This window comes from Tessaracoccus oleiagri (assembly GCF_900103275.1).
Taxonomy (GTDB): Bacteria; Actinomycetota; Actinomycetes; order Propionibacteriales; family Propionibacteriaceae; genus Arachnia; species Arachnia oleiagri.
The window spans coordinates 329,493-356,369 of record NZ_FNGP01000003.1 but is presented as its reverse complement, the minus strand read 5'-3'; the positions used below and the strand labels follow the sequence as shown (position 1 = coordinate 356,369).

20 protein-coding genes are annotated in these 26,877 nt (G+C 70.8%); 10 read left to right on the top strand and 10 right to left on the bottom strand.

What is annotated here, in order from left to right; translation table 11 throughout:
* Positions 1-32: 32 nt before the first annotated feature.
* From rocD to BLR46_RS09625, 3 genes are all read right to left on the bottom strand, one after another.
* Positions 33-1,250 carry an ornithine--oxo-acid transaminase gene (gene rocD, locus BLR46_RS09635; RefSeq protein ID WP_093251456.1) on the bottom strand — a complete coding sequence of 406 codons (1,218 nt, stop codon included), beginning with the start codon at positions 1,248-1,250 and terminating at the stop codon, positions 33-35.
* Positions 1,247-2,104, bottom strand: coding sequence for a dimethylargininase (ddaH, locus tag BLR46_RS09630; protein WP_342689729.1), 858 nt, complete (start codon positions 2,102-2,104; stop codon positions 1,247-1,249). Before ddaH ends, rocD begins: the two co-directional genes overlap by 4 nt.
* Before the next feature lie 99 nt (positions 2,105-2,203).
* The gene (locus BLR46_RS09625; protein WP_143008269.1) at positions 2,204-2,887 is read right to left on the bottom strand and encodes a TRM11 family SAM-dependent methyltransferase; all 684 of its coding nucleotides are present in this window, start codon (positions 2,885-2,887) and stop codon (positions 2,204-2,206) included.
* A 113-nt stretch (positions 2,888-3,000) separates the two neighbouring features.
* On the opposite strand from BLR46_RS09625, the gene BLR46_RS09620 reads away from it, so the two are divergent.
* The gene (locus BLR46_RS09620; RefSeq protein WP_093251448.1) at positions 3,001-4,398 is read left to right on the top strand and encodes a DUF222 domain-containing protein; all 1,398 of its coding nucleotides are present in this window, start codon (positions 3,001-3,003) and stop codon (positions 4,396-4,398) included.
* 21 nt (positions 4,399-4,419) lie between these two features.
* On the opposite strand, the gene BLR46_RS09615 is transcribed toward BLR46_RS09620, so the two are convergent.
* Complete coding sequence (locus BLR46_RS09615; RefSeq protein ID WP_093251446.1) at positions 4,420-5,205, bottom strand: DsbA family protein; 786 nt, start codon at positions 5,203-5,205, stop codon at positions 4,420-4,422.
* Between the two features lie 103 nt (positions 5,206-5,308).
* Between BLR46_RS09615 and BLR46_RS09610 the strand changes: the two genes are divergently transcribed.
* Genes BLR46_RS09610 through BLR46_RS09600 form a run of 3 tightly spaced genes read left to right on the top strand, consistent with a single transcriptional unit; the run spans position 5,309 to position 9,592 of the window.
* Positions 5,309-7,480, top strand: coding sequence for a HelD family protein (locus BLR46_RS09610; RefSeq protein WP_425441391.1), 2,172 nt, complete (start codon positions 5,309-5,311; stop codon positions 7,478-7,480).
* A 59-nt stretch (positions 7,481-7,539) separates the two neighbouring features.
* The gene (locus tag BLR46_RS09605) at positions 7,540-7,968 is read left to right on the top strand and encodes a hypothetical protein (RefSeq protein WP_143008267.1); all 429 of its coding nucleotides are present in this window, start codon (positions 7,540-7,542) and stop codon (positions 7,966-7,968) included.
* A 13-nt stretch (positions 7,969-7,981) separates the two neighbouring features.
* Positions 7,982-9,592, top strand: a complete 1,611-nt coding sequence (locus tag BLR46_RS09600) for a DUF5671 domain-containing protein (protein WP_093251438.1) — start codon at positions 7,982-7,984, stop codon at positions 9,590-9,592.
* On the opposite strand, the gene BLR46_RS09595 is transcribed toward BLR46_RS09600, so the two are convergent.
* A complete protein-coding gene (locus tag BLR46_RS09595) occupies positions 9,579-10,481 on the bottom strand; it encodes a methylenetetrahydrofolate reductase (protein ID WP_245701633.1) in 903 nt (300 codons plus the stop codon). The two genes, BLR46_RS09600 and BLR46_RS09595, sit on opposite strands and share 14 nt — an antisense overlap.
* Positions 10,482-10,529: 48 nt before the next feature.
* Here BLR46_RS09595 and BLR46_RS09590 point away from each other — a divergent pair, with 48 nt between their 5' ends.
* From BLR46_RS09590 to BLR46_RS09580, 3 genes are read left to right on the top strand one after another with little or no spacing between them, the layout of a single operon-like run.
* On the top strand, positions 10,530-11,612 hold the full coding sequence (locus BLR46_RS09590; protein ID WP_093251436.1) for a polyprenyl synthetase family protein: 1,083 nt from the start codon (positions 10,530-10,532) through the stop codon (positions 11,610-11,612).
* A gap of 8 nt (positions 11,613-11,620) precedes the next feature.
* Positions 11,621-13,984 (top strand): HAD-IC family P-type ATPase, encoded by a 2,364-nt coding sequence (locus BLR46_RS09585; protein WP_093251433.1) that lies wholly within the window; start codon positions 11,621-11,623, stop codon positions 13,982-13,984.
* Between the two features lie 52 nt (positions 13,985-14,036).
* A complete protein-coding gene (locus BLR46_RS09580; protein ID WP_245701632.1) occupies positions 14,037-14,582 on the top strand; it encodes a DinB family protein in 546 nt (181 codons plus the stop codon).
* Here the strand turns inward: BLR46_RS09580 and BLR46_RS09575 are convergent.
* From BLR46_RS09575 to BLR46_RS09565, 3 genes are all read right to left on the bottom strand, one after another.
* The gene (locus BLR46_RS09575; protein ID WP_093251428.1) at positions 14,579-15,127 is read right to left on the bottom strand and encodes a DinB family protein; all 549 of its coding nucleotides are present in this window, start codon (positions 15,125-15,127) and stop codon (positions 14,579-14,581) included. The genes BLR46_RS09580 and BLR46_RS09575 overlap by 4 nt on opposite strands.
* A 2-nt stretch (positions 15,128-15,129) precedes the next feature.
* Positions 15,130-17,766, bottom strand: coding sequence for a pyruvate, phosphate dikinase (gene ppdK, locus BLR46_RS09570; protein ID WP_093251427.1), 2,637 nt, complete (start codon positions 17,764-17,766; stop codon positions 15,130-15,132).
* 113 nt (positions 17,767-17,879) lie between these two features.
* Complete coding sequence (locus tag BLR46_RS09565; protein WP_093251426.1) at positions 17,880-18,761, bottom strand: pyruvate, water dikinase regulatory protein; 882 nt, start codon at positions 18,759-18,761, stop codon at positions 17,880-17,882.
* A 122-nt stretch (positions 18,762-18,883) separates the two neighbouring features.
* On the opposite strand from BLR46_RS09565, the gene BLR46_RS09560 reads away from it, so the two are divergent.
* From BLR46_RS09560 to BLR46_RS09550, 3 genes are all read left to right on the top strand, one after another.
* Positions 18,884-21,364 carry a sodium-translocating pyrophosphatase gene (locus tag BLR46_RS09560; RefSeq protein ID WP_093251425.1) on the top strand — a complete coding sequence of 827 codons (2,481 nt, stop codon included), beginning with the start codon at positions 18,884-18,886 and terminating at the stop codon, positions 21,362-21,364.
* Positions 21,365-21,467: 103 nt separating this feature from the next.
* Positions 21,468-23,531: a Stk1 family PASTA domain-containing Ser/Thr kinase gene (gene pknB / locus BLR46_RS09555; protein WP_093251424.1), complete on the top strand. Its 2,064-nt coding sequence runs from the start codon at positions 21,468-21,470 to the stop codon at positions 23,529-23,531.
* An 18-nt stretch (positions 23,532-23,549) separates the two neighbouring features.
* The gene (locus tag BLR46_RS09550) at positions 23,550-24,776 is read left to right on the top strand and encodes a hypothetical protein (RefSeq protein ID WP_093251423.1); all 1,227 of its coding nucleotides are present in this window, start codon (positions 23,550-23,552) and stop codon (positions 24,774-24,776) included.
* Here BLR46_RS09550 and BLR46_RS09545 read toward each other — a convergent pair.
* Positions 24,763-26,148, bottom strand: a complete 1,386-nt coding sequence (locus BLR46_RS09545) for a class II 3-deoxy-7-phosphoheptulonate synthase (RefSeq protein ID WP_093251422.1) — start codon at positions 26,146-26,148, stop codon at positions 24,763-24,765. The two genes, BLR46_RS09550 and BLR46_RS09545, sit on opposite strands and share 14 nt — an antisense overlap.
* Before the next feature lie 60 nt (positions 26,149-26,208).
* Positions 26,209-26,850, bottom strand: a complete 642-nt coding sequence (locus BLR46_RS09540) for a response regulator (RefSeq protein ID WP_176761738.1) — start codon at positions 26,848-26,850, stop codon at positions 26,209-26,211.
* Positions 26,851-26,877 lie beyond the last annotated feature (27 nt).

Below are 26,877 nucleotides of genomic sequence, written 5' to 3'. Positions count from 1 at the left end.
ATCAGTTTCCGGGGACCACCTCCGTGCGCCCTCTAGAGCACCAGCTCCAACTGCTCGACGGCCCACTCCAGGTCGGACGCCTTGATCGTCAGCGGCGGCGCGATGCGGACGGTCTGGCCGTGCGTGTCCTTCACCAGCACCCCGCGCTCCAGGAGCCGCCGCGCCACGTCGCGGCCCGTGCCGCGGGAGGGGTGGACGTCCACGCCCGCCCAGAGTCCCGCCACGCGCACCTCCGTGAGCCCGCGGCCCAGCAACCCGCTCAGCATCCCCTCGAGCTTGCGACCCAGCGTCGCCGCGCGCTCCTGGAACTCGCCGGTGCGCAGCAGCTCCACGACCTTGAGCCCGACGGCGGCGGCCACCGGGTTGCCGCCGAACGTCGACCCGTGCTCGCCGGGCCGGAACACCCCGAGGACGTCGCGGTCGCCGACGACGGCGGACACCGGCAGGATGCCGCCACCGAGCGCCTTGCCCAGCAGGTAGAGGTCCGGGACGACGCCCTCACGGTCGCAGGCGAACGTGGTTCCTGCGCGCCCGAGGCCGGACTGGATCTCGTCGGCGATCAGGAGCACGTGATGCTTCGTGCAGACCTCCCGCAGGGCCCGCAGGTAACCGTCGGGCGGGATGATGACCCCCGCCTCGCCCTGGATGGGTTCGACGAGCACGGCCGCGGTGTTGGCGTCGATCGCGGCCTCGACCGCGTCGACGTCCGCGTAGGGGACGGTGACGAAGCCGGAGCTGAAGGGCCCGAAGTTGTCGCGGGCCACCGGGTCGTCGCTGAAGCCGACGATGGTGGTCGTCCGGCCGTGGAAGTTGCCGGCCGCGACGATGATGCGCGCGGCTCCGTCGGGCACGCCCTTCACGCGGTAGGCCCAGGCGCGCGCCGTCTTGATGCCGGTCTCGACCGCCTCGGCGCCGGTGTTCATCGGCAGCACCATGTCCTTGCCGCACAGTTCCGCGAGCGCGGCCGCGAACTCTCCGAGCCGGTCGTTGTGGAACGCGCGGCTGGTGAGCGTCAGACGGCCCAACTGGTCGACGGCGGCGGCGACGAGCGCCGGGTGGCGGTGCCCGAAGTTGAGTGCCGAGTAGGCGGATAGCAGGTCGAGGTAGCGCCTGCCCTCCACGTCGGTGACCCAGACGTCCTCGGCGGTGGACACCACCACGGGGAGCGGGTCGTAGTTGCGCGCGACGTGCAGGCCCTCCTCGCGGATGAGCCGCGCCGTCGTGGTCTCGGACTTGGCCGTGGTGCTCATGATCTGCCTCCTCGCAGTTCCAGGGTGCAGCACTTGATCCCGCCGCCGCCGAGGTGCAGCTCGGACAGGTCGACGGGGACGGTGTGGTAGCCGCGCTCGCGCAGCTGGTCGGCGAAGTGGGTGGCGGCCGGGGACATCACGACGTTGCGGCCGTCGCTGACCGCGTTCAGGCCGAGGCTCTCGGGAACCGACGGGGGCAGGCGGATCGCGTCGGGGAACCGCTCGAGGAGTTCGGACTGGGCGCGCTCGTCGAAGGCCGAGGGCAGGTAGGCGATGTTTGCCCGCTCGACTCCCCCGGGGCCCTCCACCGGGTCGAGGACGCAGAGCGCGGTGTCGAGGTGGTAGTAGAACGGGTTGACCAGCCGCAGCGACACGACCTCGCGCCCGAACACCCTCGCCACCTCCGCGTGGCTGTCGAGCTGCGTCCGGAAGCCGTACCCAGCGAGGATGATCTGGCCGGCGAGCATGAGGTCGCCCTCGCCCTCCTGCATCGCGACGGGTTCGACCACGCCGTACCCGTGGGCGGCGAACCACTGCCGGAACGGCCGTTCCTCCCCGCGGCGTTCACTGACGCTGAATCTCGCGCCCAGCGCCACGCCGTCGATCACCAGCCCGCTGTTGGCCGTGTAGACCATGTCGTCGAGGCCGGGAATCGGGTCGATGAGATCCACCCGGTGCCCCAGCCGCACATAGGTGTCGTGCAGCACCTGCCACTGCCGCAGGGCCTTGGCGGTGTCGGGAGGGCGCGCCCGGTCCATCCACGGGTTGATCTCGTAACTGACCGTGAAGTGGTCCGGCCGGCACATCAGGTACCGGCGGTGCTGCTGGATCCTGTCCTCTGAAGGCATCGTCACCTCTACAGTCGCGGCGGCGGACGCTGTCCCGGGGCCCGGCGGCACTTCGACCCGTGGCCGACCCACGGGGAAGAGGCGACACGAGCACGCCTTGCCCCATTATTCCATCGGAAGGCCGCGGAAATCAGCCGCCGGCGCAACGCGGCGCGCGACGAGGAGGTAGTCACCGGCCAGGTCGTGCCACGGGCGGTCCCAGCACACGAAGACGTCCTGGATGAGGCGACCGACCTCGTTCAGGACCCGGCCCACGTCCCACGCCAACGGCGTGAACCGGGCGCCGCTGTCGATGTTCGCGACGTTCACCACGAGATGGCCGTCAGGCGTCAGGAGCTCTAGGCACTGCGCGAGGATGTCCCGAAGTTCTGCAAGGTAGCGCTCGTACGAGCTGCTGCCGGTGTAGCCCGACAGCGGATCCTCCGGGCCGTCGTCGCGCGCCATGTAGGGCGGGGACGTCAGCACCAGGTCGAAGGGGCCCTCGACCAACTGGGACAGGTGACGGGCTCCGCCCTGCACCACCACGGAGCCTGGCGCCGCCTCGGCCGCGGCTGCGCAGCGCTCGGGCAGCAGTTCGACGCCCACCGCGCTGCGCCCCATCGCCTCGGCGACGTGCAACGTGGTCCCGAAGCCGGCGAACGGGTCCAGCACCCGGTCCCCGGGCCGCGTCAGGTCCTCGAGGACCGCGGCGACGAGGTCGCGCGAGAAATGGACGTCCTCCTCCGCCGCTGGGTGGCGCTCGGCGACGACGCGGTCGTGCTCGACGAAGAGATGGGGACGCAGGCGCACGCTCGTATCGTAGGCGCCCGCCGGCACTGGCGCGCTGCCGAACTCCGGAATAGTTCTCCACAGGCGTCGGGATTGCCTTTTGGTTGTCGGAGGAGCCCCGTAGAATAGTTCACATGTTCGAGATGGTGCCGATGACCTGCGCAGACGCGTTCGCCGCGGTCGCGCACGCGCACGAGCACCGCCGCGCGGCGGAGGTGGCGGAGAAGATCGCCCTGCTCCGCGCCGCCGAACTCTACGAGGTCGACCGGGACGCGGTCTGGGCCGTCACCGAACGAGAGATCCAGGCCGGTTCAGATGGCACCCCGCTCATCGGGGAGTTCCTGAGTTTGGAGCTCGCCGGTCTGTTGGGGTGCTCTCCGGAGTCGGCGTTGTGGCAGGTCGGGCAGATCTTGGACCTGCGCTACCGGCACCCGGCGTTGTGGGAGGCGTTCCTGTCCGGGACGGTGTGGTTTTGGCAGGCGTCGAAGATCGTGGAGGCCTGTTCGCAGCTGTCGTTCGAGGCGGTCGCGCTGATTGACCGGCGGACGGCGCATGCGCTGCAGTTGTGGCCGTGGTCGCGGGTGATGCGCGAGCTCCCCGCTTGGATCATCGATGCCGATCCCGCAGCGGCCGCCGCCCGTGCCGCCTCGGCCCGTCAGCAGCGCGGTGTGCATATCGGGAAGATCGAGGACGGGCATTGCACCCTCTACGGCCGCCTCGCCGCCGAGGACGCCATCGCCCTCGACCAAGCCCTGGATTCGGTGGCCTCGACGTTGCCTGCACCGGAGGCACCGGACTGGATGGCCCACTACACCGACGGCGCGAAAGCGCAGTACCGGCACGACCAGCGCCGCGCGTCGGCGGCCGGCATCATCGCCCGCCAAGCCTTCGGACAGGACGCCCTCCCGGTCGAGCTCATCGTCCACGTCGACGCCAACGACCTCACCCACGGCACCGGCGTCGCCCGCGTCGAACGCTGGGGCACCATCCTCACCGAATACCTACCCGAGTTCCTGCGCGGCTCGAACGTGACCGTCCGGCCGGTGCTGGACCCCAACATGCTGCCAGCTCTGGACGGGTATGAGCCGTCGGCGGCGATGCGGCTCGCGCTCCAGGTGCGGAACCCGGTGGATGTGTTCCCCTTCGGCACCCGCCAAGCCCGGGCCTGCGACCTGGACCACACCGATCCGTACCAGTTCGATCGGGACGTGAAGGGGCAGACGGGGCTGCACAACCTCGGCCCCCTCTCCCGCCGCACGCATAGAGCGAAGACGCACGGCGGCTGGCGGCTGACGCAACCCGAGCCCGGGGTGTTCCACTGGCGATCCCCCGCCGGCTACGAATACATCGTCACCGCCGCCGGCACCACCCGAATCGGCACACCACCACGAGCAGCACCCCACTACGTGGAGCGAGAACCCGAGCCCTGGGAAGACCCCGGGCCGAGTGATCCCGTCTGGGACCAGCCACTCCAACCCGAACTGATCCCCTGGACCATCGCCCGACACACCCTCACTCGAACGGCCGCCTGAGCGACACGCCGCCCAAGCCGGTCAGCGGTTCGACGCCTTGGCCAGTTCCTGCTGGATCACCTGTTCGAAGACCTGGGGCGGCTGCGCGCCCTGGATGACCTGCGTGCCCACCACGAAGACCGGCACGCTGCTCAACCCCATCGACCGAGCCTCGTTGGTGTCGGTGAGGACGGCGTTGCGGAGCTCGAGCGACTCGAGGTCGGCGTCGAACTTCGCCATGTCCGGCACGCCGATCTGCATGGCCACCTCGGTGACGACGTCCTTGTCCACGACTGGATGGCCGTCGTTGGGCAGCGCCGCATAGAGGACGTTCATGAACTCGTGGTGCTTGCCCTGCTCCCCCGCCGCGCGCGCCGCGACGGCCGCGTAGACGGACTCCTCACCGAAGAGGGCGAGGTCGCGGAACTCGTAGCGGACGGTTCCCTCGTCGAAGTGATGCCGCAACTGCGGCAGGGTGACCTCCGCGAAGGCCGAGCAGTAGGGGCAGCGAAAGTCGGCCCACTCGATCATGACGATGGGCGCGTCGACGGGTCCCACGGCGGTCGTGTCGTCCGAATCGCGGCGGGCCAGCCCCAGCAGGAACGCCTCGAGCGCCGGGTCTCGCTCCTCCTCGGGGACGGGCTGCGGGGCGGGCGGTTCGGAAACCGCCGGGACCGGCGATGCTGCGGGTGTCGTCGGCGGCGCCGACGCGGCCTCCTGCACCTGCCTCTCGTCGGGAGCCGGACGCGCGGACAGGAACGCCAACCCGGCGATCATCAGCACCGCCACCGCTACCCCGACCGCCGCCAGTAGTGGGCGATGCCTCATTTCCACGCCGCAAGCCTCCGACTCGACACACTCACCGACAGGGCTAGACTGATTAGCCAGTCAAAATCCAGTGAGGACTCCATTGACCATATCGCGCGAGGCGTTGGAACGAGAGATCGCCATCGAGCAGGCTCACGTCGACAGGGTGTACGCCAATCTGGACGTCGCGGCCGCCAGCGCCAAGGAGCTCGCCCGGCAGGGCCGGGAGATCTTCGTCTCAGATCGCACCGATTTCCTGCGTGAAGAGGACGGCACGGCGCTGTTCGAGCGTGACGCATTCGCCTACCAGGCGGCCCGCCGGCTGGCCATCCTCGACGCCGAGCACGAGGGCCTCGTCTTCGGCCGGCTCGACCTCACCGACAGCGAAGTCCGCTACATCGGGCGCATCGGCGTCCGCGACGACGACTACGAGCCCCTGGTGATCGACTGGCGTGCCCCGGCCGCCGAGCCCTTCTACCGCGCCACCCAGGTGGCGCCGATGAACGTCGTGCGCCGTCGGGTGCTCCGCTGCCGGGAGGACCGTGTGATCGGACTCGAGGACGACCTCCTCGACACCTCGGTCGAGTCCGACCTCCCCATCTACGGCGAGGGCGCGCTCATGGCGGCGGTCAGCCGCTCCCGCGGCCGCCAGATGCGCGACATCGTCGCCACCATCCAGGCCGAGCAGGACGAGGCGATTCGCGCCTCCTACCGCGGCGTCACCGTCATCGCGGGCGGCCCCGGCACCGGCAAGACCGTCGTCGCGCTGCACCGGGCCGCCTACCTGCTCTACACCAACCGCGCGCGCCTCGAGCGCGGCGGCGTGCTCGTCGTGGGCCCCAGCTCGGTGTTCATGAACTACATCGAGCGGGTACTCCCCAGCCTCGGCGAGGACTCGGTCACCCTGAAGTCGATCGGCGGCATCGCCACCGACACGCTCGGCATGGGCAGCGAGCGAGCCGACGAGGCCACCGCGGCCACGCTGAAGGGCTCTTGGCGCATGCTCACCGTCCTGCGCCGCCTGATCCGTCTCCCCCTCCTCGACGAGGCGCCGCGCGTCCGCGTGACGGTCAAGGGCGAGGTGCTGACGGTCGAGGGCCGCGAACTCGACCGCATCCGCGACCAGGTCCTCGCCGTCCAGCGGCACAACCGCGGCCGGGCGCAGGCCGAGTCGCTCGTCGTCGAGGCACTGCACCGGAAGCTCCCGGACGACGTGGACGTGGACGACATCGACGTCCCCGAGGTGATCCGAGAGCACCCCGGCCTCCAGATGTTCATGAACTCCTGGTGGCCGTCGCTCAGCGCCACCCGCGTGCTCGCGCGCCTCGCCGACCCGGGGGTGGTCGAGCGCGTCGCCCCCGAACTCACGGAGGCCGAGCGTGCCGCCGTCGTCCGCTCCTACGCCTGGCTCGACGGCACGGACACCGTGCAGGAGGTGCCCCGCGGCTGGTCCATCGCCGACATCGCCCTCCTCGACGAGCTCGTCAACATGCTCGGCCCCGAGCCCGACGACCCGACCGAGGACCCGCTGGTCTTCCTCGAGGGCGGTGAGGTCCAGGAGCTCGTCGGACTCGGTGACCGCTTCGCCCGGGAACGCGTCGCGGACCCCGACGACGACCCCCAGCACACCTTCGCCCACCTGCTCATCGACGAGGCGCAGGACGTCACCCCGATGCAGTGGCGGATGCTCCGCCGTCGCGGCCCGCAGGCCTCGTGGACCATCGTCGGCGACCCCGCCCAGTCCTCGTACCCGCATCCGGAGGAGACGCAGAGGGCCATGGCCGAGATCATCGGCAAGGGCCAGCACCGGACCTTCACGCTCAGCACCAACTACCGATCGCCGAGCGAGGTGTTCGACCTCGCCGCCAAGGTGATCACCAAGGTGCACCCCGGCGCCGACCTCCCGCGCGCCGTGCGCTCCACCGGGGTCATGCCCAAGCTCGTCGCCACCGACGAGGAGGGCCTGCCGTCGACGCTCCGCGACGAGGTCCTCGCCCTCGCCGGCCAGGTCACCGGCACGATCGGCATCATTGTCGCCCCCTCGCGGCAGGTGGAGATGACGCGGCTGGTCCTCTCGGACCCGCGTCTCGGCGCCTTCGAGGAGCGGCTCATCGTCGTCACGTCCCTGCAGGCGAAGGGCCTCGAGTACGACGGAGTCGTGATCGTCGGGCCGGACGAAATCGTCGCCGAGGCCCCGGGCGCAGAGCGCATGCTCTACGTCGCGCTCACGCGCGCCACCCAGCGCATGGTCGCGATCGACGTCGGCACCTCCCGCTGGCGCCGCTTGCTCGACTGACAAGGGGAAATTCCCCACCAACCGCACGCGGCCCTCATCCACCGGACCACACTGGTCCCATGAAGGAGCGGCCCAATCTCGTGCTCGCCGTCGTGGCGGCGGTCGTCGTGCTGCTCGCTGCAGTGGCGGCGTTCCTCGCCGCGAACCGGCAACCGCCCGACCTCGACCCGTCCACCCCGGAGGGCACCGTCCAACTGTTCGTGCGGGCGGTGCTCGAGGGGGACGACGAGGAGGCGGTCGGCTACCTCGACCCCTCACTCGGCTGCAGGGCTCCGTTGCCCGACCTGTACCGCCCGCAGGGGGCGACCATCACCCTCGTCGACTCGGTGACCCGGGACGGCACCGCCGAGGTGACCATCGACGTCACCGAGCAGGCGGGCGGGGGTCTCTTCGGCTCGTGGTCGCACCGTGAGACCCTGCGGCTCAGGGCCGAGGCCGACCGGTGGCTCGTCCAGCGCGATTCCTGGCCCATCTACTCGTGCCGATGAAGGGGTCCTGACCATGTCGCACGTCACCGCCCGCGGCGTCCGTCGCTTCTTCCAGTACGCGGTGCTCTACGCCCTGCTGCTGGTCACCGCCATCGGGGCCTCCGACCTGCTGTCGCGCGCCTTCGGCGTCGACTACGAACAGTGGCAGGATCCCGACGCGCTGCTCGCCCGATCGCTCGCCTTCGTGATCGTCGGCGGTGCCGTGTCCGCCGCCCTGCTGTGGGGCACACGCGGCGCGCACCGTCGCGATCCGGCCGAGGCGCGGTCCGTCCTCTTCACCATCTACCTCACCCTCGCGGCCCTCACGGGGGCGATCGCCTTCACCAGCGCCACCCAAGAACTGGTCTCCGCGCTTGTGGGCGACGGTGAGCTGCGGCCCGACGCGCTCGCCGCGGTGCTCGTCTGGGGGGCGTTCTGGCTGCTCCACCGCTACTGGGCGCGGCGGGCGCTCGACGCGCGGCGCGACACCCCGCACCTCCTGCTGGGCTCCCTTTACGGGCTCGCCTTCGTGGCCGCCGGCCTCACCCAGTTGCTCGGCGCCGCACTCGACGTGTTCCTGCGTCCCGACGTGATCGGTCACCGCCTCGGCGGGATCGGCACGGGGGCGGGGCTCCTCGTCGCGGGCGGCATCGTGTGGGGCGTGTACTGGTTGGCCTCCGGGATCCGGCTGCCGCGACGCACCTTCTGGCTCGTGTACGTCCTCCCCTTCGGGGTGGGTGGCGGTCTCGTCCTGTGCCTCGTCGCCGCGAGCCGCCTCCTGTGGAGCGTGCTCGTCTGGTTCCTCGGCGACCGGCTCGGCGCCCCCGCCGCGCAGCACTTCGACTCCGCCGCCGTGGAGATCGCGGCCGTGCTCGTCGGGGTCCTCCTGTGGTGGTACCACCGCAGCATCCTCGGCCGCGTCGGCCGCAGTGAGCCGCGACGCACCTACGAGTACCTCGTGAGCGGGATCGCGCTGGTGGCGGCCGCGCTCGGCGTCGGCACGGTCATCGTCGCCCTCATCGAGTCCGCGACCCCCGGCGTCGACGTCGGCATGACGGTGGTCAACACACTTCTGGCGGCCGTCACCCTCCTGGCCGTCGGCGTCCCCGTCTGGTGGATCTTCTGGCGCCGCATCCAGTCGGCCACGGCCGCCGACCCGCAGCCCGAGATCGCGTCGCTCAGCCGCCGCATCTACCTCGTGCTGCTCTTCGGGCTGGCCGCCGTCGCGGCGGTCATCGCGCTCATCTCGGTGGCCATGTCGTTCTTCGGGGACCTCGTCGACGGGGTCCTGGGCGCGGCGACGCTGCGCGCCATGCGCTACGGCCTCGGCACCATCGTGGCCGCGGGCGCTGTGGCCGTCTACCACTGGGCGGTGTTCCGGCACGACCGTTCGGTGGCCGAGGCGGCACCCGGGAGGACGGGCCCGAGGTCGGTGCTGCTGGTGGCCCCCGACTACGCGGACGGCCGCCGGCTCGTGGCCGATGCCACCGGCGCTGAAGTCCGTCTACTGCCGCGCGTGGACCTCGCTCCTTCGGGCTGGGACGTCGACGCGCTGGTCGCCGCCCTGGAGGGGCACGACGGGGAGGACCTCGTCGTGCTGGTCGGTCCGGACGGCCCCCGGGTGGTGCCGGTCAGGCGGGGCTGATCAGGGCGTCGCGCTGGGCGCGCACCTGGGCCAGGACCTCGCGCGTGGCCTTGGAGCGGTTCTGGGTGAAGAACTGGAGCCCCGCGGCGCCGCCGTCGATCAGCTCGTTGCACATGTCGACGGTGTGCTGCAGCCCCACCGCTCGCACCTCCTCCGGCGGAGCGGCGCGGAGCCGGTCGACGAACGACTGCGGCAGCGGCTGGCCGGACAGCGCCTGGAACCGCTCGATCTGCGTGATCACCGTGAGCGGCATCAGTCCGGCGATGATGGGCACGTCGCAGCCCAGGCCACGTACCCGCTCCACCAAATCGAAGTAGTCCCTGGTCTCGAAGAACAACTGCGTGATGGCGAACTCCGCGCCCGCCTCCACCTTCTCCAGCAGGATGCGCGCGTCCAGGTCTAGGTCGTTGGAATCCGGGTGGGGCTGGACGAAGGCCGCGACGCCGACGCAGAAGTCTCCCTCGCCCTTCACGAACTCGACGAGCTCGGTCGCGTTCCGCAGCCCGTCGCGGTGCGGCTCCCACGGCCCGCCGCCGGGCATGTCCCCCCGGACCGCGAGGATGTTCCGCACGCCGGCCTCGGCGTACTCGTGGAGGGCTGCCGCGATGTCGGCCTTCGACTGCGCCACGCACGTGAGGTGCCCGACCGTCATGGGGTTGCCGATCTCCGCGATGCGGCGGGTGGCGTGGATCGTCCGGTCCCGACGCGAGCCCGTGGCGCCGTAGGTGACGGACACGAAGTCGGGATTCAGCGGCGCGAGCGCCTCCACCGCGCGCAGCAGGACGGGCTCCTCCTCCGCGGTTCGCGGGGGGAAGAATTCGAACGAGTACAGCGGCCTGGCCGCATGCTCGAGGAGTTCTCCCACGGTCGAGGCGTTCGAATTTTGCACGGGGGCCAGAATAGGCGGCAGCCCGACGGACCCGACTACTCTGGGTCCATGCTTCGAGATTTCGACCCCGCCGATCCGCTGTCCGACGCGTTCCGCGACTCGGTGGGCGGGGCGATCGACGGGTTCCTCTCCCAGCAGGAGGTGCTGCTGCGGGAGGTGGGCACCTCGGCGCTCATGGAAGTGGCGCGCAGCTACACCGACGGCGGCAAGCGACTGCGTCCCGCCTACTGCTACTGGTCCTACGTGGCGGCCGGCGGAGACGGGACCCACCCGGAGCCCGTCCTGCAGGTGGCGGCCTCGCTCGATCTCCTGCACGTCTCCGCGCTGGTGCACGACGACCTCATCGACGCGGCCGACACCCGGCGCGGCAAGCCCGCGGCGCACCGCCAGTACGAGGCCCTCCACCTGGAGCGCGGCGGGCGGGGCAGCGCCCGCGAGTTCGGGGCCTCGGCGTCGGTGCTGCTGGGCGACATGCTGCTCATGTGGAGCGCGGACATGTTCGACCGCTCCGGCGCGCCCGGCCTCGACGCCGCCCGCGAGGAGCTCGGCCGGATGCGCGCGGAGGTCACCGCGGGGCAGTTCCTCGACATCAGCGCGGCCCACGGCGTCGCCGACGATGCCGACGCGCTCGCCGTCGCCGAGCGCGTGCTGGAGTACAAGTCGGCGAGCTACTCCATCCGGCGTCCCGCCCTCATCGGCGCCCGGCTGGCCGGCGCCTCCGACGAGGCGTACGGGGCCTTGGCCCGCTTCGGCGCCCACATCGGCCCCGCCTTCCAACTGCGCGACGACGTGCTGGGCATCTGGGGCGACGAGGACGTCACCGGCAAGCCGACCGGCGGCGACCTGCGCGAGGGCAAGGCCACGGTCCTCGTGCTGACCGCCCTTGAGCGCGCCGACGAGGCGGCCGGCCGCCGCCTGCGGGCGGTGCTGGGCGCGAAGGACGCAGCCGACGACGACGTCGCCGAAGCCGCCGCGATCGTCGAGGCGACGGGCGCGAGGGCGCACGTCGAGGAGCTCATCGACCGGCACCTGGCGGACGGGCTCGAGGCGATCGGTGACGCCCCGCTCACGGACGACGGCAGGCAGGCATTGACGCGGCTCGCGGAGCTGAGCGTCCGTCGCGCGTTCTGAGCCGCGACGTGCCGCCGCCCGCACCGCTCACCGGCCTCACCGCCGACGAGGTCGCCGAACGCATCCAGCGCGGCGACGTCAACACCCTGCCGCCCCGCTCGGGCCGCACCACGTGGGGCATCATCCGCGCCAACGTCGTCACCAGGGTCAACTTCATCCTCTTCGTGCTGTTCCTCTTCGTGCTGAGCACCGGCCAGCTGCTGCAGGGACTGTTCGCCGGCCTCATCGTCGCGAACTCGATCATCGGCATCATCCAGGAGCTGCGCGCGAAGCGCACCCTCGACAAGCTGGCGGTGGTGGGCGAGGCGCGGCCGACGGTGCTGCGCGACGGCGAGGAGTACGAGCTGGCCCGCGACGAGGTGGTGCTGGACGACGTGGTCCTGATGCGCCCGGGCGAGCAGGTCGTCGTCGACGGGGAGGTGGTCCGCGCGGACTACCTCGAGGTGGACGAGTCCCTGCTCACGGGCGAGGCGGACCCGGTGGCGAAGCAGCCGGGCGACCCCGTGATGTCCGGCTCCTTCATCGTCGCCGGCAGCGGCGCCTACCGGGCCACAAAGGTGGGGGCCGCCGCGTACGCCGCCCAGATCACGGCGCAGGCGGCGAAGTTCACCCTCGTGCACTCCGAGCTCCGGCAGGGCATCAACCAGATCCTCCGCTACGTGTCCTGGCTGCTGGTGCCCGTCGGCATCCTCTCGATCGCCGTCCAGTTCTCCCGGCCCGACGTCACGTGGCAGGACGCCGTCCTCGCCATGACCGCGTCGCTGGTGCCCATGGTCCCCGAGGGGCTCGTGCTCCTCACCGCCATGGCCTTCGCCCTCGGCGTGATCCGCCTCGGCAGGCGCAACGTGCTGGTCCAGGAGCTCCCGGCGATCGAGGGCCTCGCGCGCGTCGACGTCGTCGCCGCCGACAAGACCGGCACCCTGACGCAGAACGCGATGACGCTGGGCGAGATCCTCCCGATCGGTCGCGACGAGGCCGCCGTGCGGTCGGTCCTGGAGCAGCTCGTCGCGGCCGACGACACCCACAACGCCTCGATGCGCGCCATCGCCGACGCGGTCCCGCCGGCGACCGAGCCGTGGCCGCGGACAGCGCGTGCCCCGTTCTCGTCCGCGAGGCGCTGGTCGGGCACCAGCTTCGGCGACGAGCACTACGTCCTCGGCGCGCCGGAGGCGCTGACCGACGGCGAGGTGGCCCGCCGTGCGCAGGAGATCGCCGCGACCGGGCGCCGGGTGCTGGTCCTCGGCCGGGCCGAGCTGCCCGTCGACTCCCCTGGGGCGCCAGGCCTCGTGGCGCCCATCGCGCTGCTCGTCCTCGACCAGCTGGTGCGGCCCGACGCCGCCGACACCCTGCGCTACTTCCGCAGCCAGGGCGTGGACCTGAAGGTGATCTCCGGGGACAACGCCGCGTCGGTCGGGGCGGTGACCAGGTTGCTTGGCGTGGACGTCGGCGACCCCGTCGACGCGCGCACGCTGCCCGGGCCCGGACGCGAGTTCACGCAGACCGTGAACTCGGCCGACGTCTTCGGCCGCGTCACCCCGGAGCAGAAGCGGCACATGGTGCACGCGCTCCAGGAGGAGGGCCACACCGTCGCGATGACCGGCGACGGCGTCAACGACGTGCTGGCGCTGAAGGACGCGGACCTAGGCGTCGCGATGGGCTCCGGCTCGCCCGCCACCCGGGGCGTCGCCCAGCTCGTACTCCTCGACGACAAGTTCGCCACGCTCCCCCACGTCGTTGCCGAGGGGCGACGCGTGATCGGCAACATCGAGCGCGTCGCCAACCTGTTCCTCACCAAGACCATCTACGCGGTCGCCCTCGCCCTGGTCTTCGGGCTGGTCGCCGTCCCCTTCCCCTTCCTCCCGCTGCACGTCACCGTCGTCGGCTGGTTCACGATCGGCATCCCCGCGTTCCTGCTGAGCCTCGCGCCCAACCGCGACAAGGCCAGGCCGGGGTTCGTGCGCCGCACCCTGTCCTGGGCCGTCCCCGCCGGGCTCATCGTCGCCATCGCCACGATCGTCACCTACCTGGTGACCCGCGGACTCGCCCACGACGTGAGCGACGCCGTGCAGGAGGCGTCGAGCACCGCCGCGCTCATCGCGCTGATCATGGTGGCGACGTGGACCCTCGCCGTCGTGGCGCGCCCCTACTACCTGTGGCGGCTGGCGCTCGTGGCGTTCGCCTACTCGTTCTACGCGGCGATGTTCCTGCTGCCCTTCTCCCGCGAGATCCTCCAGCTCAACATCGACGACCCCGACCGGATCGTCGTCGGCATCGTCTGCGGCCTCGCGGGCATGGCGGCCATCGAGGTCACCTGGTGGGTCCGGGCGCGGATCCTGCACCTTCCCGCCCGCGTGCTCCCCCGTCGCTCCTAGCATGGGATGACCGACGACCCGGGGAGGCAACGTGCGCTGGGGACCGAAACTCGTGGAACAACTCGAATGGCACTGGGACCACCAGCTACGCCGCCGGCTCGACGGCCTCACCGATGAGGAGTACTTCTGGGAGCCCGTGCCCGGCTGGAGCGTCCGGCCCGTCGGCTCCTCCTCCGCCCGGCAGGACCCCGGCTACCTGCAGGTCGGCGCCGGCGACCACCTCATCGACTTCGCCTTCCCCGAGCCCAGCCCACCGCCGGTCACCACGATCGCCTGGCGGCTCGGCCACATCCTCGTCGGCGTGCTCGGCATGCGGATCGCGAGCCACTTCGACGGGCCGCCCGTCGACTACCGCACCTACGACTACCCCGGGTCCGCGGACGAGGCGCTCCGAAGCCTGGACGCGATGCACGACCAGTGGGTCGCCGGCGTCTCCTCGTGGACGGACGAGGACCTCGAGGTACCCGTCGGGGATCGCGAGCCGGGCTTCGGTGAGGAGCCGCGCGCGACGCTGGTGCTCCACATCCACCGCGAGCTGATCCACCACGGCGCGGAGATAGCCCTGCTGCGCGACCTCTACCCCGGACTGCGCCGCTAGCCCCCGGAGCCCTCCGCCCTCTCGTCGGCGGCGGCCAGGGTCAACTGGGCGCGATGGTGGGCGTAATGGCGGGGCGCCCAGTCGAGCACGTCCGCCCGCGACATCCAGGGCCGGAAGTACGGATCCCACTTCGCCGGCACGGCCATGCCCGCGGCCAGTTGCGCGTCGCTGGCGCTCCGGGCCCACCGCAGCAGCCAGTCCGTGTCCGCCGCCATCCACGAGGCGGCTCGCCGCAGCCTCACCGCCCGCACGCCGGCCACCGGGCCGGCGAAGTTGACCCAGTGGTACGGCCGTGTGGCCGCCTCCAGCAGTCGGGCGTATCCCACGGACACTGGGCGCGGCAGCCGGGCGAAGCCGCCGAACAGCGGGATGAACACGCGCACGAGGTGCTGCCCGAACCACATGTGGAACAGCAACTCGCGATTGGTCCAGCGGGTCCCGCGGGTGGGCCCGAGGAGCTCGTCGGGCGTGGCCGCCCCGACCAGGAAGGCGTAGTCCTCGCCCACCCTTCGCAGGGCGGTGAGGGTGCCTTCCGAGACGGGCACGATCAGTCCAGTACGGCCTTCGCCGCCGCGAACCGGGCGATCGGGACGCGGAACGGTGAGCAGGACACGTAGTCGAGCCCGGCACCGTGGAAGAACGCGACCGAGTCCGGGTCACCGCCGTGCTCGCCGCAGACGCCGGTCTTCAGGCCCGGCTTGGCGGAGCGGCCCTTCTCGACCCCGATCTCCACGAGCTGGCCCACGCCGTCGACGTCGATCGACTCGAACGGGTTGCGCTCAAGGACGTGGTCGATGATGTACTGCGCCAGGAAGCCGTTCTCGGCGTCGTCACGCGAGATCCCGATGCCCGTCTGGGTCAGGTCGTTCGTGCCGAAGCTGAAGAAGTCGGCATGCCGGGCGATCCGGTCGGCGGTGAGCGCCGCACGCGGCAGTTCGATCATCGTGCCGATCAGCACCTCGAGCCCGGAGTCCCCCACCTCCTCCGCGACCACGCGCTCGACGATGGACCGCTGGGTCTGCAACTCCTGCTCCAGCGCCACGAGCGGGATCATGATCTCGACGCCGACGGTCTCCCCCTCGCGCTCCTTCACCGCCAGGGCCGCCCGGATGATCGCCCTGGTCTGCATCTCGGGGATCTCCGGGTAGAGCATCGCGAGGCGGCAGCCGCGGGTGCCGAGCATCGGGTTCTGCTCGTGCAGTCGCTTGACCTGGGCGAGCGTGGCGCGCGCGGCCTTCAGCTCCCCCTCGTCGCCGCCGGTGAGCTCGAGCCGCTGCACCAGCAGCGACTGCTCCACCAGGTTGGGGAGGAACTCGTGCAGCGGCGGGTCGAGCAGTCGCACCGTGACCGGCAGCCCCTTCATGGCGGTGAAGATGCCCTCGAAGTCGGCCTGCTGCATCGGCAGGATCTCCTCGAGCGCGTCGGCGCGGGCCTCGGGGGTGTCCGCGAGGATCATCCGCCGCACCGCGGGGAGCCGGTCCGGCGACATGAACATGTGCTCCGTCCGGCAGAGCCCGATGCCCTCGGCGCCGAGCTCGCGGGCCTTCGTCGCGTCCTCGAAGGTGTCCGCGTTGGCGCGCACCCCGAGGCGGCGTACCTCGTCGGCCCACTCGACGACGCGCTCGAAGTCCTCGTTGATCTGCGGAGGGATGAGCTCGAGCGCCTCACCGTAGACCTCGCCGGTGGAGCCGTCGAGGGTGATCACGTCGCCCTCGGCGAAGACCTTGTCGCCGATGGTGAGCGTCTTGGCGGCCGTGTCGATCCGGATCCCCGAGGCACCCGCCACGCAGGGCTTGCCCATGCCGCGGGCCACGACGGCCGCGTGCGAGGTCATGCCGCCGTGGGCGGTGAGGATGCCCTGGGCGACGATGACGCCGTGGATGTCGTCGGGGGTGGTCTCGTAGCGGACGAGCACGACCGGCTCGCCGCGGCCGCCGCGCTCGGCGGCGGTGTCGGCGTCGAAGACCACCTCGCCCACCGCCGCGCCGGGCGACGCGGGCAGACCCTTCGCCACCGGCGCCTTGCCGTGGGCGGGGTCGATCGCGGGGTGCAGCAGCTGGTCCAGCTGGCCGGGCTCGATGCGGCGCAGCGCCTCCTTCTGGTCGATCAGCCCCTCGTCGACGAGGTCGGAGGCCACCTTCAGCGCGGCGGCGGCCGTGCGCTTGCCGTTGCGGGTCTGCAGCAGGTAGAGCTTGCCGTCCTCGACGGTGAACTCCATGTCCTGCATGTCTTTGTAGTGCGTCTCCATGCGGTGCATGGTGTCGATCAGCTGGCGGTACGCCTCGGGCAGGATCTCCTCCATCTCCGCCATCGGCCGCGGGGTGCGGATGCCTGCGACGACGTCCTCGCCCTGGGCGTTGATCAGGAACTCGCCGTAGAGCGCCTTCTCGCCGGTGGAGGGGTTGCGGGTGAAGCAGACGCCGGTGGCCGACGTGTCACCCCGGTTGCCGAACACCATCTGCATCACGTTGACGGCCGTGCCGAGCTCGGAGGAGATGTTGTGCGCACGGCGGTAGACCTCCGCCCGCGGGTTCTGCCAGGACCGGAACACCGCGTCCACCGCGCGGTGGAGCTGCTCCCGGGGGTCCGACGTCCAGGCCCCGCCGAGGTGGTCCTCCGACAGTTCCTTGAACGTGGCCACGAGGCCCTGCAGGTCCTCGGCCGTGAGCTCGGTGTCCTGCTCGACGCCGCGCTCCCGCTTGAGCTCGGTGAGGGCGTCCTCGTACACGTGGCCGGGCACGCCCTCGACGACCTCGCCGTACATCTGGATGAAGCGCCGGTAGCAGTCCCAGGCGAAGCGCGGGTTGCCGGACTCCTCCGCCACGGCGACGACCGACTCGTCGCTGATGCCCAGGTTGAGGATCGTGTCCATCATGCCGGGCATGGAGACGACGGCTCCCGAGCGCACGGACACCAGCAGCGGCCGGGTGGCGCCGCCGAGCGTGCGACCGGTGCGCTCCTCGAGCCTCGCGAGCGCCGCGTCGATCTGCGAGTCGAGCCCCTCGGGCCACGTGCCGCCGTTCTTCATGGTCTCCACGCTGGCGGTGGTGGTGACCGTGAAGGCGTCCGGCACGGGGACCCCGATGCGCGCCATCTCGGCGACGCCGGCCCCTTTCCCGCCCAGGAGGTTCTTCATGCTGGCGTCGCCCTCGGCCAGATCGTAGATGTAACGCTGTTCGCTCATTTGGGTCAAGACTCCTTCGACTCGACGGACGCGCGGGATCGCCCCGGCGGGACCAACACTACCGACGCCCGGCGGGCTACCGGGATCGGGGGGAAATTTTCCGAACACGGGCTTCAGCCCAGCTTGTCCGACTTGCCCTCGACGCCCGGCGGCGGGCGCAGCAGGGCCCCGAACTTGAGGGCGCGGGTGGCGACTAGGTCGATGATGCGGCTCGCGTTCTCCTCCAGCGCCACGCCGGTGGTGTTGAGCACGGGGCAGCCGAGTTCGCGCATCGTGCGGCCCACCTCGTCGAGCTCGTCGTATATCGCCGCGAGGTCCGCGTACCCGTCGCGGTTGCCGAAGCCTCCCATGCCCCGCACCCGCTGGTTGCGGATCACCTGCAGCCGGTCCGCGTCCATCGTGAGCCCGATGATCCGCCAGCGGTCGACGTGGAAGAGCTCCGGCGGCGGGGCGATGCCCGGCACGAGCGGCACGTTGGCCGCGCGGTAGCCCAGGTAACCCAGGAAGATCGACAGCGGCGTCTTGCCGGAGCGCGACGGGCCGATGAGGACCATGTCGGCCTCCCGCAGCTGCGCGGGCACCGAGCCGTCGTCGTTGCGGACCGCGAAGTCGATCGCGCTGACGCGGGTGAAGTAGTCCGCCTCCACGCCGACGGGGCGCCTCGCCACCGCGTCGGCCTCCGTGCCGCTCGCCGCCTCCAGCGCCGCGAGCGCCGACGACATCAGGTCGGCGTGCGGGATCTTGTAGTCGACGCAGAACCGGCTCACGACCTCCGCGAACTTCTCGTCGACAAGCGTGAAGAGCACCGCCAGCGGCTTCTCCAGCGGCAGCTGGGCCAGGATCTTGCGCAGTTGCTCCACCGAGCCCATCCGACGGTGCCGCACGATGACGAACTCCCGTCCCGGGAACTGCGCCAGCGCGGCGCGCGCGATCCGGGCCCCGGTCTCGCCCGTCGAATCGGCGATGATGTGGATCTCCAGCGGCTCTGCTGTCATGCGAGGAGTCTAGGCGCAACGCGCCGGGGAGTTTCGTCACCCCCGCGCAATATTCGGTACCCCCGGTCGTAGGATGACCACGACGGGAGGACCCGCCGCGTTCGATTCGAAGAGGAGTCGCCATGGACGGCACGCTGGGGCAGCGGAGTCGCAGGTTCAGGTGGGTGCTGCCGGCTGCGGCGGCGCTCGGTCTCGCGGGATGCGCCACGGGCGGCACCGGCGACGAGGTCCACCTGGGAGGTGAAGCCACCCTCCAGTTGCCCGACCTCGGCAGCGAGCAGTTCCTCGGTCTCCCGGGCGACGTGCTGCTCTCGCTCGGGCTCGTGGTGTGTGCGTTGGGCCTCGCATTCGGGCTCGCCAATTACATGTCGCTGCGGCGGATGCCGGCGCACGCCGCCATGCGCGACATCGCCGACCTCATCTACTCCACCTGCAAGACCTACCTCCTGCAGCAGGGCCGCTTCCTGCTCCTGCTCTGGCTGTTCATCGCGTCCATCATCGTCCTGTACTACCTGTTCCTCGTCGACTTCGGCTTCGGCAAGACGCTCGTCGTCATCGCCTTCTCCCTCATCGGCATGGCCGGCAGCTACGGCGTCGCGTGGTACGGCATCCGGCTCAACACCCTCGCCAACGCCCGCACCGCGCACGCGGCGCTGGGCGGCAAGCCGTACCCCGCACACGACATCCCCATGCGCTCCGGCATGAGCATCGGCATGGTGCTGATCTCCGTCGAGCTCGCCATCATGCTGATCATCCTCGTCTTCCTGCCGGGCGACATCGCGGGCGCGTGCTTCGTCGGCTTCGCGATCGGCGAGTCCCTCGGCGCCTCCGCGCTGCGCATCGCCGGCGGCATCTTCACCAAGATCGCCGACATCGGCGCCGACCTGATGAAGATCGTCTTCCACATCAAGGAGGACGACGCCCGCAACCCCGGCGTCATCGCCGACTGCGTGGGCGACAACGCCGGCGACTCCGTCGGCCCCTCCGCCGACGGCTTCGAGACGTACGGCGTGACCGGCGTCGCGCTCATCACGTTCATCCTCGTCGGCGTGCCCGACGCGGCACTGCAGGTACAGCTGCTGGTCTGGCTGTTCGTCGTCCGCGCCATGATGGTCGTCGCCTCCGGGATCTCCTACTTCGTCAACCACGCCCTCACCCGGGCCCGCTACGCCGACGCCGACGAGATGGACTTCGAGCGGCCACTGTCGAACCTGGTCTGGATCACGTCGGCCGTCTGCATCGCGACGACGGTCCTCACCTCCGCGCTGCTCATCCCGCACGTGGGCGACGGGCTGTGGTGGAAGCTGTCGCTCATCATCTCCTGCGGCACCGTCGCGGGCGCCCTGATCCCCGAACTGGTGAAGGTCTTCACCTCCCCCAACGCCAAGCACACGCGTGAGGTCGTCGTGTCCTCGGAGCAGGGCGGACCCAGCCTCAACATCCTCTCGGGCCTCGTCAGCGGCAACTTCTCCGGCTACTGGATCGGCATGGCGATCGCGGGCCTGATGGCCATCGCGTACGGCATCTCGACGCTCGGCCTCGGCGAGGTCATGCTGGCGCCGGCCGTGTTCGCGTTCGGGCTGGTCGCCTTCGGCTTCCTCGGCATGGGCCCGGTGACGATCGCCGTCGACTCCTACGGGCCCGTCACCGACAACGCCCAGTCGGTCTTCGAGCTGTCGATGATCGAGGAGGTGCCGGGCGTGCGCGACGAACTGCGCGCGGAGTTCGGCAGGGAGGTGGACTTCGAGCGCGCGAAGCACTTCCTGGAGGCCAACGACGGCGCCGGCAACACCTTCAAGGCGACGGCGAAGCCGGTGCTGATCGGGACCGCCGTGGTGGGCGCGACGACGATGATCTTCGCGATCATGATGGGCCTCACCGACGGCCTCACCGTCGACATCGAGAAGCTCTCGCTCCTCCACGCCCCGTTCCTGCTCGGCCTCATCGTCGGCGGCGCCATGATCTACTGGTTCACCGGCGCGACGATCCAGGCCGTCACCACGGGCGCCCACCGGGCGGTGGAGTTCATCCGCGACAACATCCGCCTGGACGGGATCGAGCGCGCGTCGGAGCGCGACAGCCAGCGCGTCGTGCAGATCTGCACCCAGTACGCGCAGAAGGGCATGTTCAACATCTTCCTCGGCGTGTTCTTCGCCACCCTGGCCTTCGCCTTCGTGGAGCCGTTCTTCTTCATCGGCTACCTGATCGCTATGGCGCTGTTCGGCCTGTACCAGGCGGTCTTCATGGCGAACGCCGGCGGCGCGTGGGACAACGCGAAGAAGCTGGTCGAGGTGGACCTGAACGCGAAGGGCACCCTGCTCCACGACGCCACCGTCGTGGGCGACACCGTGGGCGACCCCTACAAGGACACCTCGTCGGTGGCGCTGAACCCCGTGATCAAGTTCACGACCCTGTTCGGGCTCCTCGCGGTGGAGCTGGCCGTGGCGATGCCCGCGCTCGGCGTCGGCTGGCTCGCGCCGGTGCTCGCCGTGGTGTTCGGGCTGGCCTCGATGACCTTCGTGGTGCGCTCGTTCTACTCGATGCGCATCGGACGCAGCCTCGACGAGGTGGCCATGGCCCACCAGCCCGCACTCACTTCCTGACCCCGCACCCGCGCGCCGACTTCGTGCTCCGGAGTCGGCCGCCTACAATCGTCGCAGAATCAAGGGGTCACACGGCCTTCTTCCCCACCGTGACGGAGTGTGAATGAACAGCACTTTCGACCCGTTGGTCGGCCAGGTGCTGGACTCTCGCTACGAGATCGTCGCGAAGGTGGCACGCGGTGGCATGGCCACGGTCTATCGCGCGCGCGACCTCAGGTTGTCGCGCGTGGTGGCGTTGAAGGTGATGCGCTCCGACCTCGGCGAGGACGACGAGTTCGTCGCGAAGTTCGACCGGGAGGCGCGCTCCGCGGCCGTCCTGTCGCACCCCAACGTCGTGAGCGTCTTCGACCAGGGCATCTCCCAGGGGCAGCCCTACATCGTCATGGAGTTCGTCGACGGCGAGACCCTGCGCCGCGTCATCAGCCGGGAGGCGCCGCTGCGCCCCGAGCGCGCGCTCACCCACCTGGAGGACGTCGCGGCCGCCCTCGCGTCGGCGCACGAGGCGGGCGTGGTGCACCGCGACATCAAGCCGGAGAACGTGCTGATCTCGCACCGCGGCCAGCTGAAAGTGGTCGACTTCGGGTTGGCCCGACGGGTGGGCTCGCCCCAGATGACGGCGACGGGTGTCCTCGTCGGCACCGCGAGCTACCTCCCGCCCGAACTGGTCACCCACTCCCGCCCGGACTCCCGCAGCGACATCTACTCGTCCGGCGTCATGCTGTTCGAACTGCTCACCGGCACCAAGCCGCACACCGGCGAGAACAACTACCAGATCGCCTACCGCCACGTGAACGTCGACGTGCCGCGCCCCAGTGAGCGCATGCGGGAGACCGGGCGCCGCACCGGCTGGCCGATCCCCGACTACCTCGACGCGCTGGTCCGGGCCGCCACCGCCCGCGACCCCGAGAAGCGGATCCCCGACGGCCGCGAACTGCTGAAGCAGGTGCGCCGCAGCCTGCACGAGCTCGAGAGCCACGGCTACGCCGACAACCCTGCGCTGGCCGCGGAGCTGGAGCCCGAGCCCTCGGGCGGCGACCTGACGCAACCGATCACCCCCCGGCCCGAGCGCCCCCGGCCCGCCGTGACCCGGGTGCTCCCCAAGCAGCCCGCGGCCCCGGTGTCCCCAGAGCCGCGCTGGGAGCCGGAGATGCCCGCGTCGCCGCGCACCCCCAGCCCGACCCCGATCCCGGCACCCCCACACAAGGCCATGCCGGAGCGCCCGCCGCACGGGCCCCGCAGCCAGCGGACCCCGGTGTTCCACGTGTCGAAGTCCCCCGTGCACCGGAGGCGCCGCGGCGCCGTCGCGCTGCTGCTCGTCATCCTCCTCACCGCGGGTGCCGCCGTCGGGTCCTGGTGGTGGGTCGACGGGCGGTTCACCACGGTCCCCGCGATGGCCAACCAGACCGAGGCCGCCATCAACGACGCGGCCGAGACCGCGGAGCTGAGGCTCAACACCACCAGCGCGCACCACGAGGAGGTGCCCGCCGGGCAGGTCATCGCCTCGGATCCGGCCGCCGGTGAGCGGGTGCTGCGCGACACCACCGTCGACGTGGTCATCTCGCTGGGCCCCGAGCGGTTCTCGATGCCCGAGGTCGTGGGGCTCACGCTCGACGAGGCGTCGGACGCCCTGACCGGGACCAACCTCGTCGTCGGCAAGGTGACCGAGGCCTGGAACGAGGAGAAGCCGGCCGGCGAGGTCCTGTCGGCCTCCCAGGAGGCCGGCGCGGAGCTCAAGCGCGACACCCCCGTCGACCTCACCGTCTCGAAGGGCCCGCAGCCGATCGCCATCGAGAACTTCACGGGCCGCTCGGCGACCGCGGCGAAGGAGGCGCTGGGGAAGGCGGGCTTCAAGGTCGAGGTCACCCAGGAGCACAACGCCGACGTCAAGAAGGGAACGGTCATCTCGCAGACCCCCGGCTCGGGCAACGGCAAGCGCGGCGACACCATCGCCGTAGTGGAGTCGCTCGGGCCCGTGATGGTGACGGTGCCCGACGTCCGCTACAAGTCCACCGCCGAGGCCGAGAAGCTGCTCGCCGACGCCGGCCTCCAGTACGAGACGAAGCGCGCCTCGGACTTCCCGCTCCCCCTCGACATCGCCGCGGGCACCGATCCCCAAGCGGGGACCGAGGTCCCCGAGGGCACCAAGGTAACGCTGCTGATCACCTGAGAAAGGACCGGGACGAAGATGTCCGACGTCACCCTGATCGCCATCGTCGTCGGCGCCCTGGCGCTGGCCGGGCTCGCCGTCTGGGGGGTGCTCCGCTGGCGCTACGTGCAGAGCCTGAAGGCCCACGGCTGGCAGTTCGAGACCTCCCCGTCGATCCAGCACGTCGTGGGGCTCAACCACCCGCCCTTCGGGTCCGGCTTCCGCCGCCGCGTCGACGACATGGTCCACGGCACGTCGACGAGCGGCTGGGCGTTCAAGGCGCTGGAGTACGACCACGACGGCTGGCGCTCGGACCACTACGTCGTCATCCTCCCGCTGCCGCGTCCGCTGCCCCACCTCCACGCACGCGCCCACGGGCGGCCCGGCAGGGTCCCGGCCCTGCCCGGGGCGTCGACGCGGACCGTCGGCAACTGCACCGTCCACGCGGAGGACGCGCGCTTCGCCGACGCGCTGGCGCCCGTCCTCGCGGAGCTCGTGCCCGAGCTCGGTCACGAGGTGACCATCGACCACGCCCGGCTGGTCGTCCTCGACGTGCCCGCCAAGGCTGACGCGCTGTACGCGGCGGTCGAGACCGGGGCGCGTCTGGCCGAGGCCGTCTCCCGGGCGGCCGACGGGTTCGCCGCGCCCGACGCGCCGGGCCACCTCTCCTTCACCCACCGTCCCGACTGGGTCTACATCCCCCGCGACGACTCCTGGCTCGCCAGGGTGCCGTACACGCGGGGCGGACACAGCCACGAGGCGTGGGACATCGTCCACGGCGAGAGGGACGGCATAGGGTTCGTCCGGCTCGAGCACCGGTGGAAGACCACACACCGCGACAAGGACGGCCGGACCCACACCCGCAACCACACCGAGTACCTGTGCCCGTTCCACGTCACGTTCCCGTTCGGCGCACTCGACCTCGGCTCCAACCCGCTCGGCATCGCGAACGACCGCTCGGGCCTGCAGTTCGAGTCGTCGCAGTTCAACGAGGCGTACAAGGTCACGGCCGCCGACAAGAAGTTCGCCTACGATGTGCTGCACCCACGGATGATGCACTGGCTCCTCGAGCGCGGTGCGCCGCGGGTGCACATCCGCACGAACGGCCACGTCCGCATCCCCGAGGGAGGACGCTGGGGCGTGGCCGAGCTGGAGGCAGCCGACGACTTCCTCCGCGAGTTCTTCGCACGGGTGCCGGACTTCGTCTGGCAGAACCTGGGTGTCTGGCCCCGACCGGTGCCGGAGGCCGAGGTCAGAACTCCTTGAGCGAGTACTCCTGCACCGGGTTCGGGTGCTTGCCGTTGCGCTCGCGCAGCCGCTTGGCGACGATGAACGCCAGCTCCAGCGACTGGTTGCGGTTCAGGCGCGGGTCGCAGGCGGTCTCGTAGCGCGTCGCGAGGTCCTCCTCGGTGAGGAGGTACGTGCCACCGACGCACTCCGTGACGTCGTCGCCGGTGAGCTCGACGTGGAGCCCGCCGGGCCAGGTGCCGAGCTGGTCGTGCACGTCGAAGAAGCCGTTGACCTCCTCGACCACGTCGGCCACGGACCGCGTCTTGTAACCGTTGGCGGCCTCGAACGTGTTGCCGTGCATCGGGTCGCACACCCAGGCCACCTTGCGGCCCGTCGCCTCGACGCCCTGGATCACGTTCGGCAGGACGTCGCGCACCTTGCCGGCGCCCATCCGCGTGATGAACGTGATGCGGCCGGGCTCGTGGTCGGGGTCGAGCGCGTCCGCCAACTGGATGGCCTGCTCGGGCGTGGTCGTGGGGCCGAGCTTGATGCCCAGCGGGTTGCGCACGCGGCGCAACATCTCCACGTGCGCGCCGTCGAGTTGGCGGGTGCGCTCGCCGATCCACAGGAAGTGGCCGGAGACGTTGTACGGGAGACCGGTGCGGGAGTCGATGCGGGTCAGCGCGCGCTCGTACTCCAGGAGCAGGGCCTCGTGGCTGGCGTAGAAGTCGACGGTGCTGAGCGACTCGTCGCGCACGCCGCAGGCGACCATGAACGCGAGCGCCCGCTCGATCTCGGTGGCGAGCTCCTCGTACTCCGACTCGACGCGGGAGTCACGGACGAACTCGGCGTTCCAGGTGTGGACGCCGCGCAGGTCGGCGAGTCCGCCCTTGGTGAAGGCGCGCACGAGGTTCAGCGTGGCCGCCGACGAGTTGTAGACGCGCAGCAGTCGCTCGGGGTCGTGGGCCCGCGACTCGGGGGTGAAGTCGAAGCCGTTCACCGCGTCGCCGCGGTAGCTGGGCAGCGTGACGCCGCCGCGGGTCTCGCCGTCGCGGGAGCGCGGCTTGGCGTACTGGCCGGCGATGCGGCCGACCTTGACCACCGGCACCTGCGCGGCGTAGGTCATGACGACCGCCATCGAGAGCTGGACCATCAGCTTGCGCTTGATCGCGTCGGCGCTGACGCCGTCGAACGTCTCCGCGCAGTCGCCGCCCTGCAGCAGGAAGGCCCGGCCCTCCGCCACCGCCGCGAGGTGCTGGCGCAGGTCGTCGCACTCCCCGGCGAACACCAGCGGGGGGCGGTGCTCGAGATCGGTGATGACCCGATCGAGCACGGCGTTGTCGGGATACGTCGGCTGCTGGACCTGTGGCAGCGCGCGTAGTTCTTCCCGGGACAAAAGGCTGGACATGGCGCCGAGATTACCGCAACCGCGCAAACCTCCCACAGCTCGGGACCGAGCGTGGACAGCTCAGGCGTTGGGGTCGTGGATCCCCTGGTCGATGGCGTAGAGCGTGAGCTCGACCCGGTTGTGCAGCTGCAGTTTGCGCAGCACGTTCTGCACGTGGTTCTGCACCGTCCGGTGGGAGACGAACAGCTCCTCCGCGATCTCCCGGTACGCCAGCCCCTTGGCCACGAGCCGCAGCACCTCCACCTCCCGGGAGGTGAGGATCGGCCCCTCGTCGTTGTGGGCGCGGGCCACACTCACCATCCGGCGGAACTCGCCGAGCACGAGGCCGGCCAGCCCCGGCGTGAACACCGCGTCGCCGTCGGCGGTGCGGCGGACGCCCTCGATGAGCTCCTCCTTGGACGCCGACTTCACCTGGTAGCCCTTCGCCCCGGCCTTCATCGCCCGCAGCACGTCCTCGCGCTCCCCCGAGGCCGACATGACCAGGACGTGGAGGTTCGGGAACTCCTTGATCAGGATGTCGATGCACGTGGCGCCGTCCGGCTCCGGGATCTGCAGGTCCATCACCAGGACGTCGGGCTTCGTCGCCCGTGCCCGCTGCAGGCACTCGGTGCCGTTCTTCGCCACCGCCACGATCTCGAAGCCGACCGCCGTGAGGTCCTCGCTGAGGGCGTCGATCCACATCGGGTGGTCGTCGACGAGCATCACGCGGTTGCGTTCCGGTTTGTCCAC

What these genes read in the sequence shown, in the direction of transcription:
- rocD (WP_093251456.1), bottom strand. Translation starts at nt 1,250, where the DNA reads ATGAGCACCACGGCCAAGTCCGAGACCACGACGGCGCGGCTCATCCGC.
- BLR46_RS09620 (WP_093251448.1), top strand. Translation starts at nt 3,001, where the DNA reads ATGTTCGAGATGGTGCCGATGACCTGCGCAGACGCGTTCGCCGCGGTC.
- BLR46_RS09615 (WP_093251446.1), bottom strand. Translation starts at nt 5,205, where the DNA reads ATGAGGCATCGCCCACTACTGGCGGCGGTCGGGGTAGCGGTGGCGGTG.
- BLR46_RS09605 (WP_143008267.1), top strand. Translation starts at nt 7,540, where the DNA reads ATGAAGGAGCGGCCCAATCTCGTGCTCGCCGTCGTGGCGGCGGTCGTC.
- BLR46_RS09600 (WP_093251438.1), top strand. Translation starts at nt 7,982, where the DNA reads ATGTCGCACGTCACCGCCCGCGGCGTCCGTCGCTTCTTCCAGTACGCG.
- BLR46_RS09590 (WP_093251436.1), top strand. Translation starts at nt 10,530, where the DNA reads ATGCTTCGAGATTTCGACCCCGCCGATCCGCTGTCCGACGCGTTCCGC.
- ppdK (WP_093251427.1), bottom strand. Translation starts at nt 17,766, where the DNA reads ATGAGCGAACAGCGTTACATCTACGATCTGGCCGAGGGCGACGCCAGC.
- BLR46_RS09565 (WP_093251426.1), bottom strand. Translation starts at nt 18,761, where the DNA reads ATGACAGCAGAGCCGCTGGAGATCCACATCATCGCCGATTCGACGGGC.
- BLR46_RS09560 (WP_093251425.1), top strand. Translation starts at nt 18,884, where the DNA reads ATGGACGGCACGCTGGGGCAGCGGAGTCGCAGGTTCAGGTGGGTGCTG.
- pknB (WP_093251424.1), top strand. Translation starts at nt 21,468, where the DNA reads ATGAACAGCACTTTCGACCCGTTGGTCGGCCAGGTGCTGGACTCTCGC.
- BLR46_RS09550 (WP_093251423.1), top strand. Translation starts at nt 23,550, where the DNA reads ATGTCCGACGTCACCCTGATCGCCATCGTCGTCGGCGCCCTGGCGCTG.
- BLR46_RS09545 (WP_093251422.1), bottom strand. Translation starts at nt 26,148, where the DNA reads ATGTCCAGCCTTTTGTCCCGGGAAGAACTACGCGCGCTGCCACAGGTC.
- BLR46_RS09540 (WP_176761738.1), bottom strand. Translation starts at nt 26,850, where the DNA reads ATGCTCGTCGACGACCACCCGATGTGGATCGACGCCCTCAGCGAGGAC.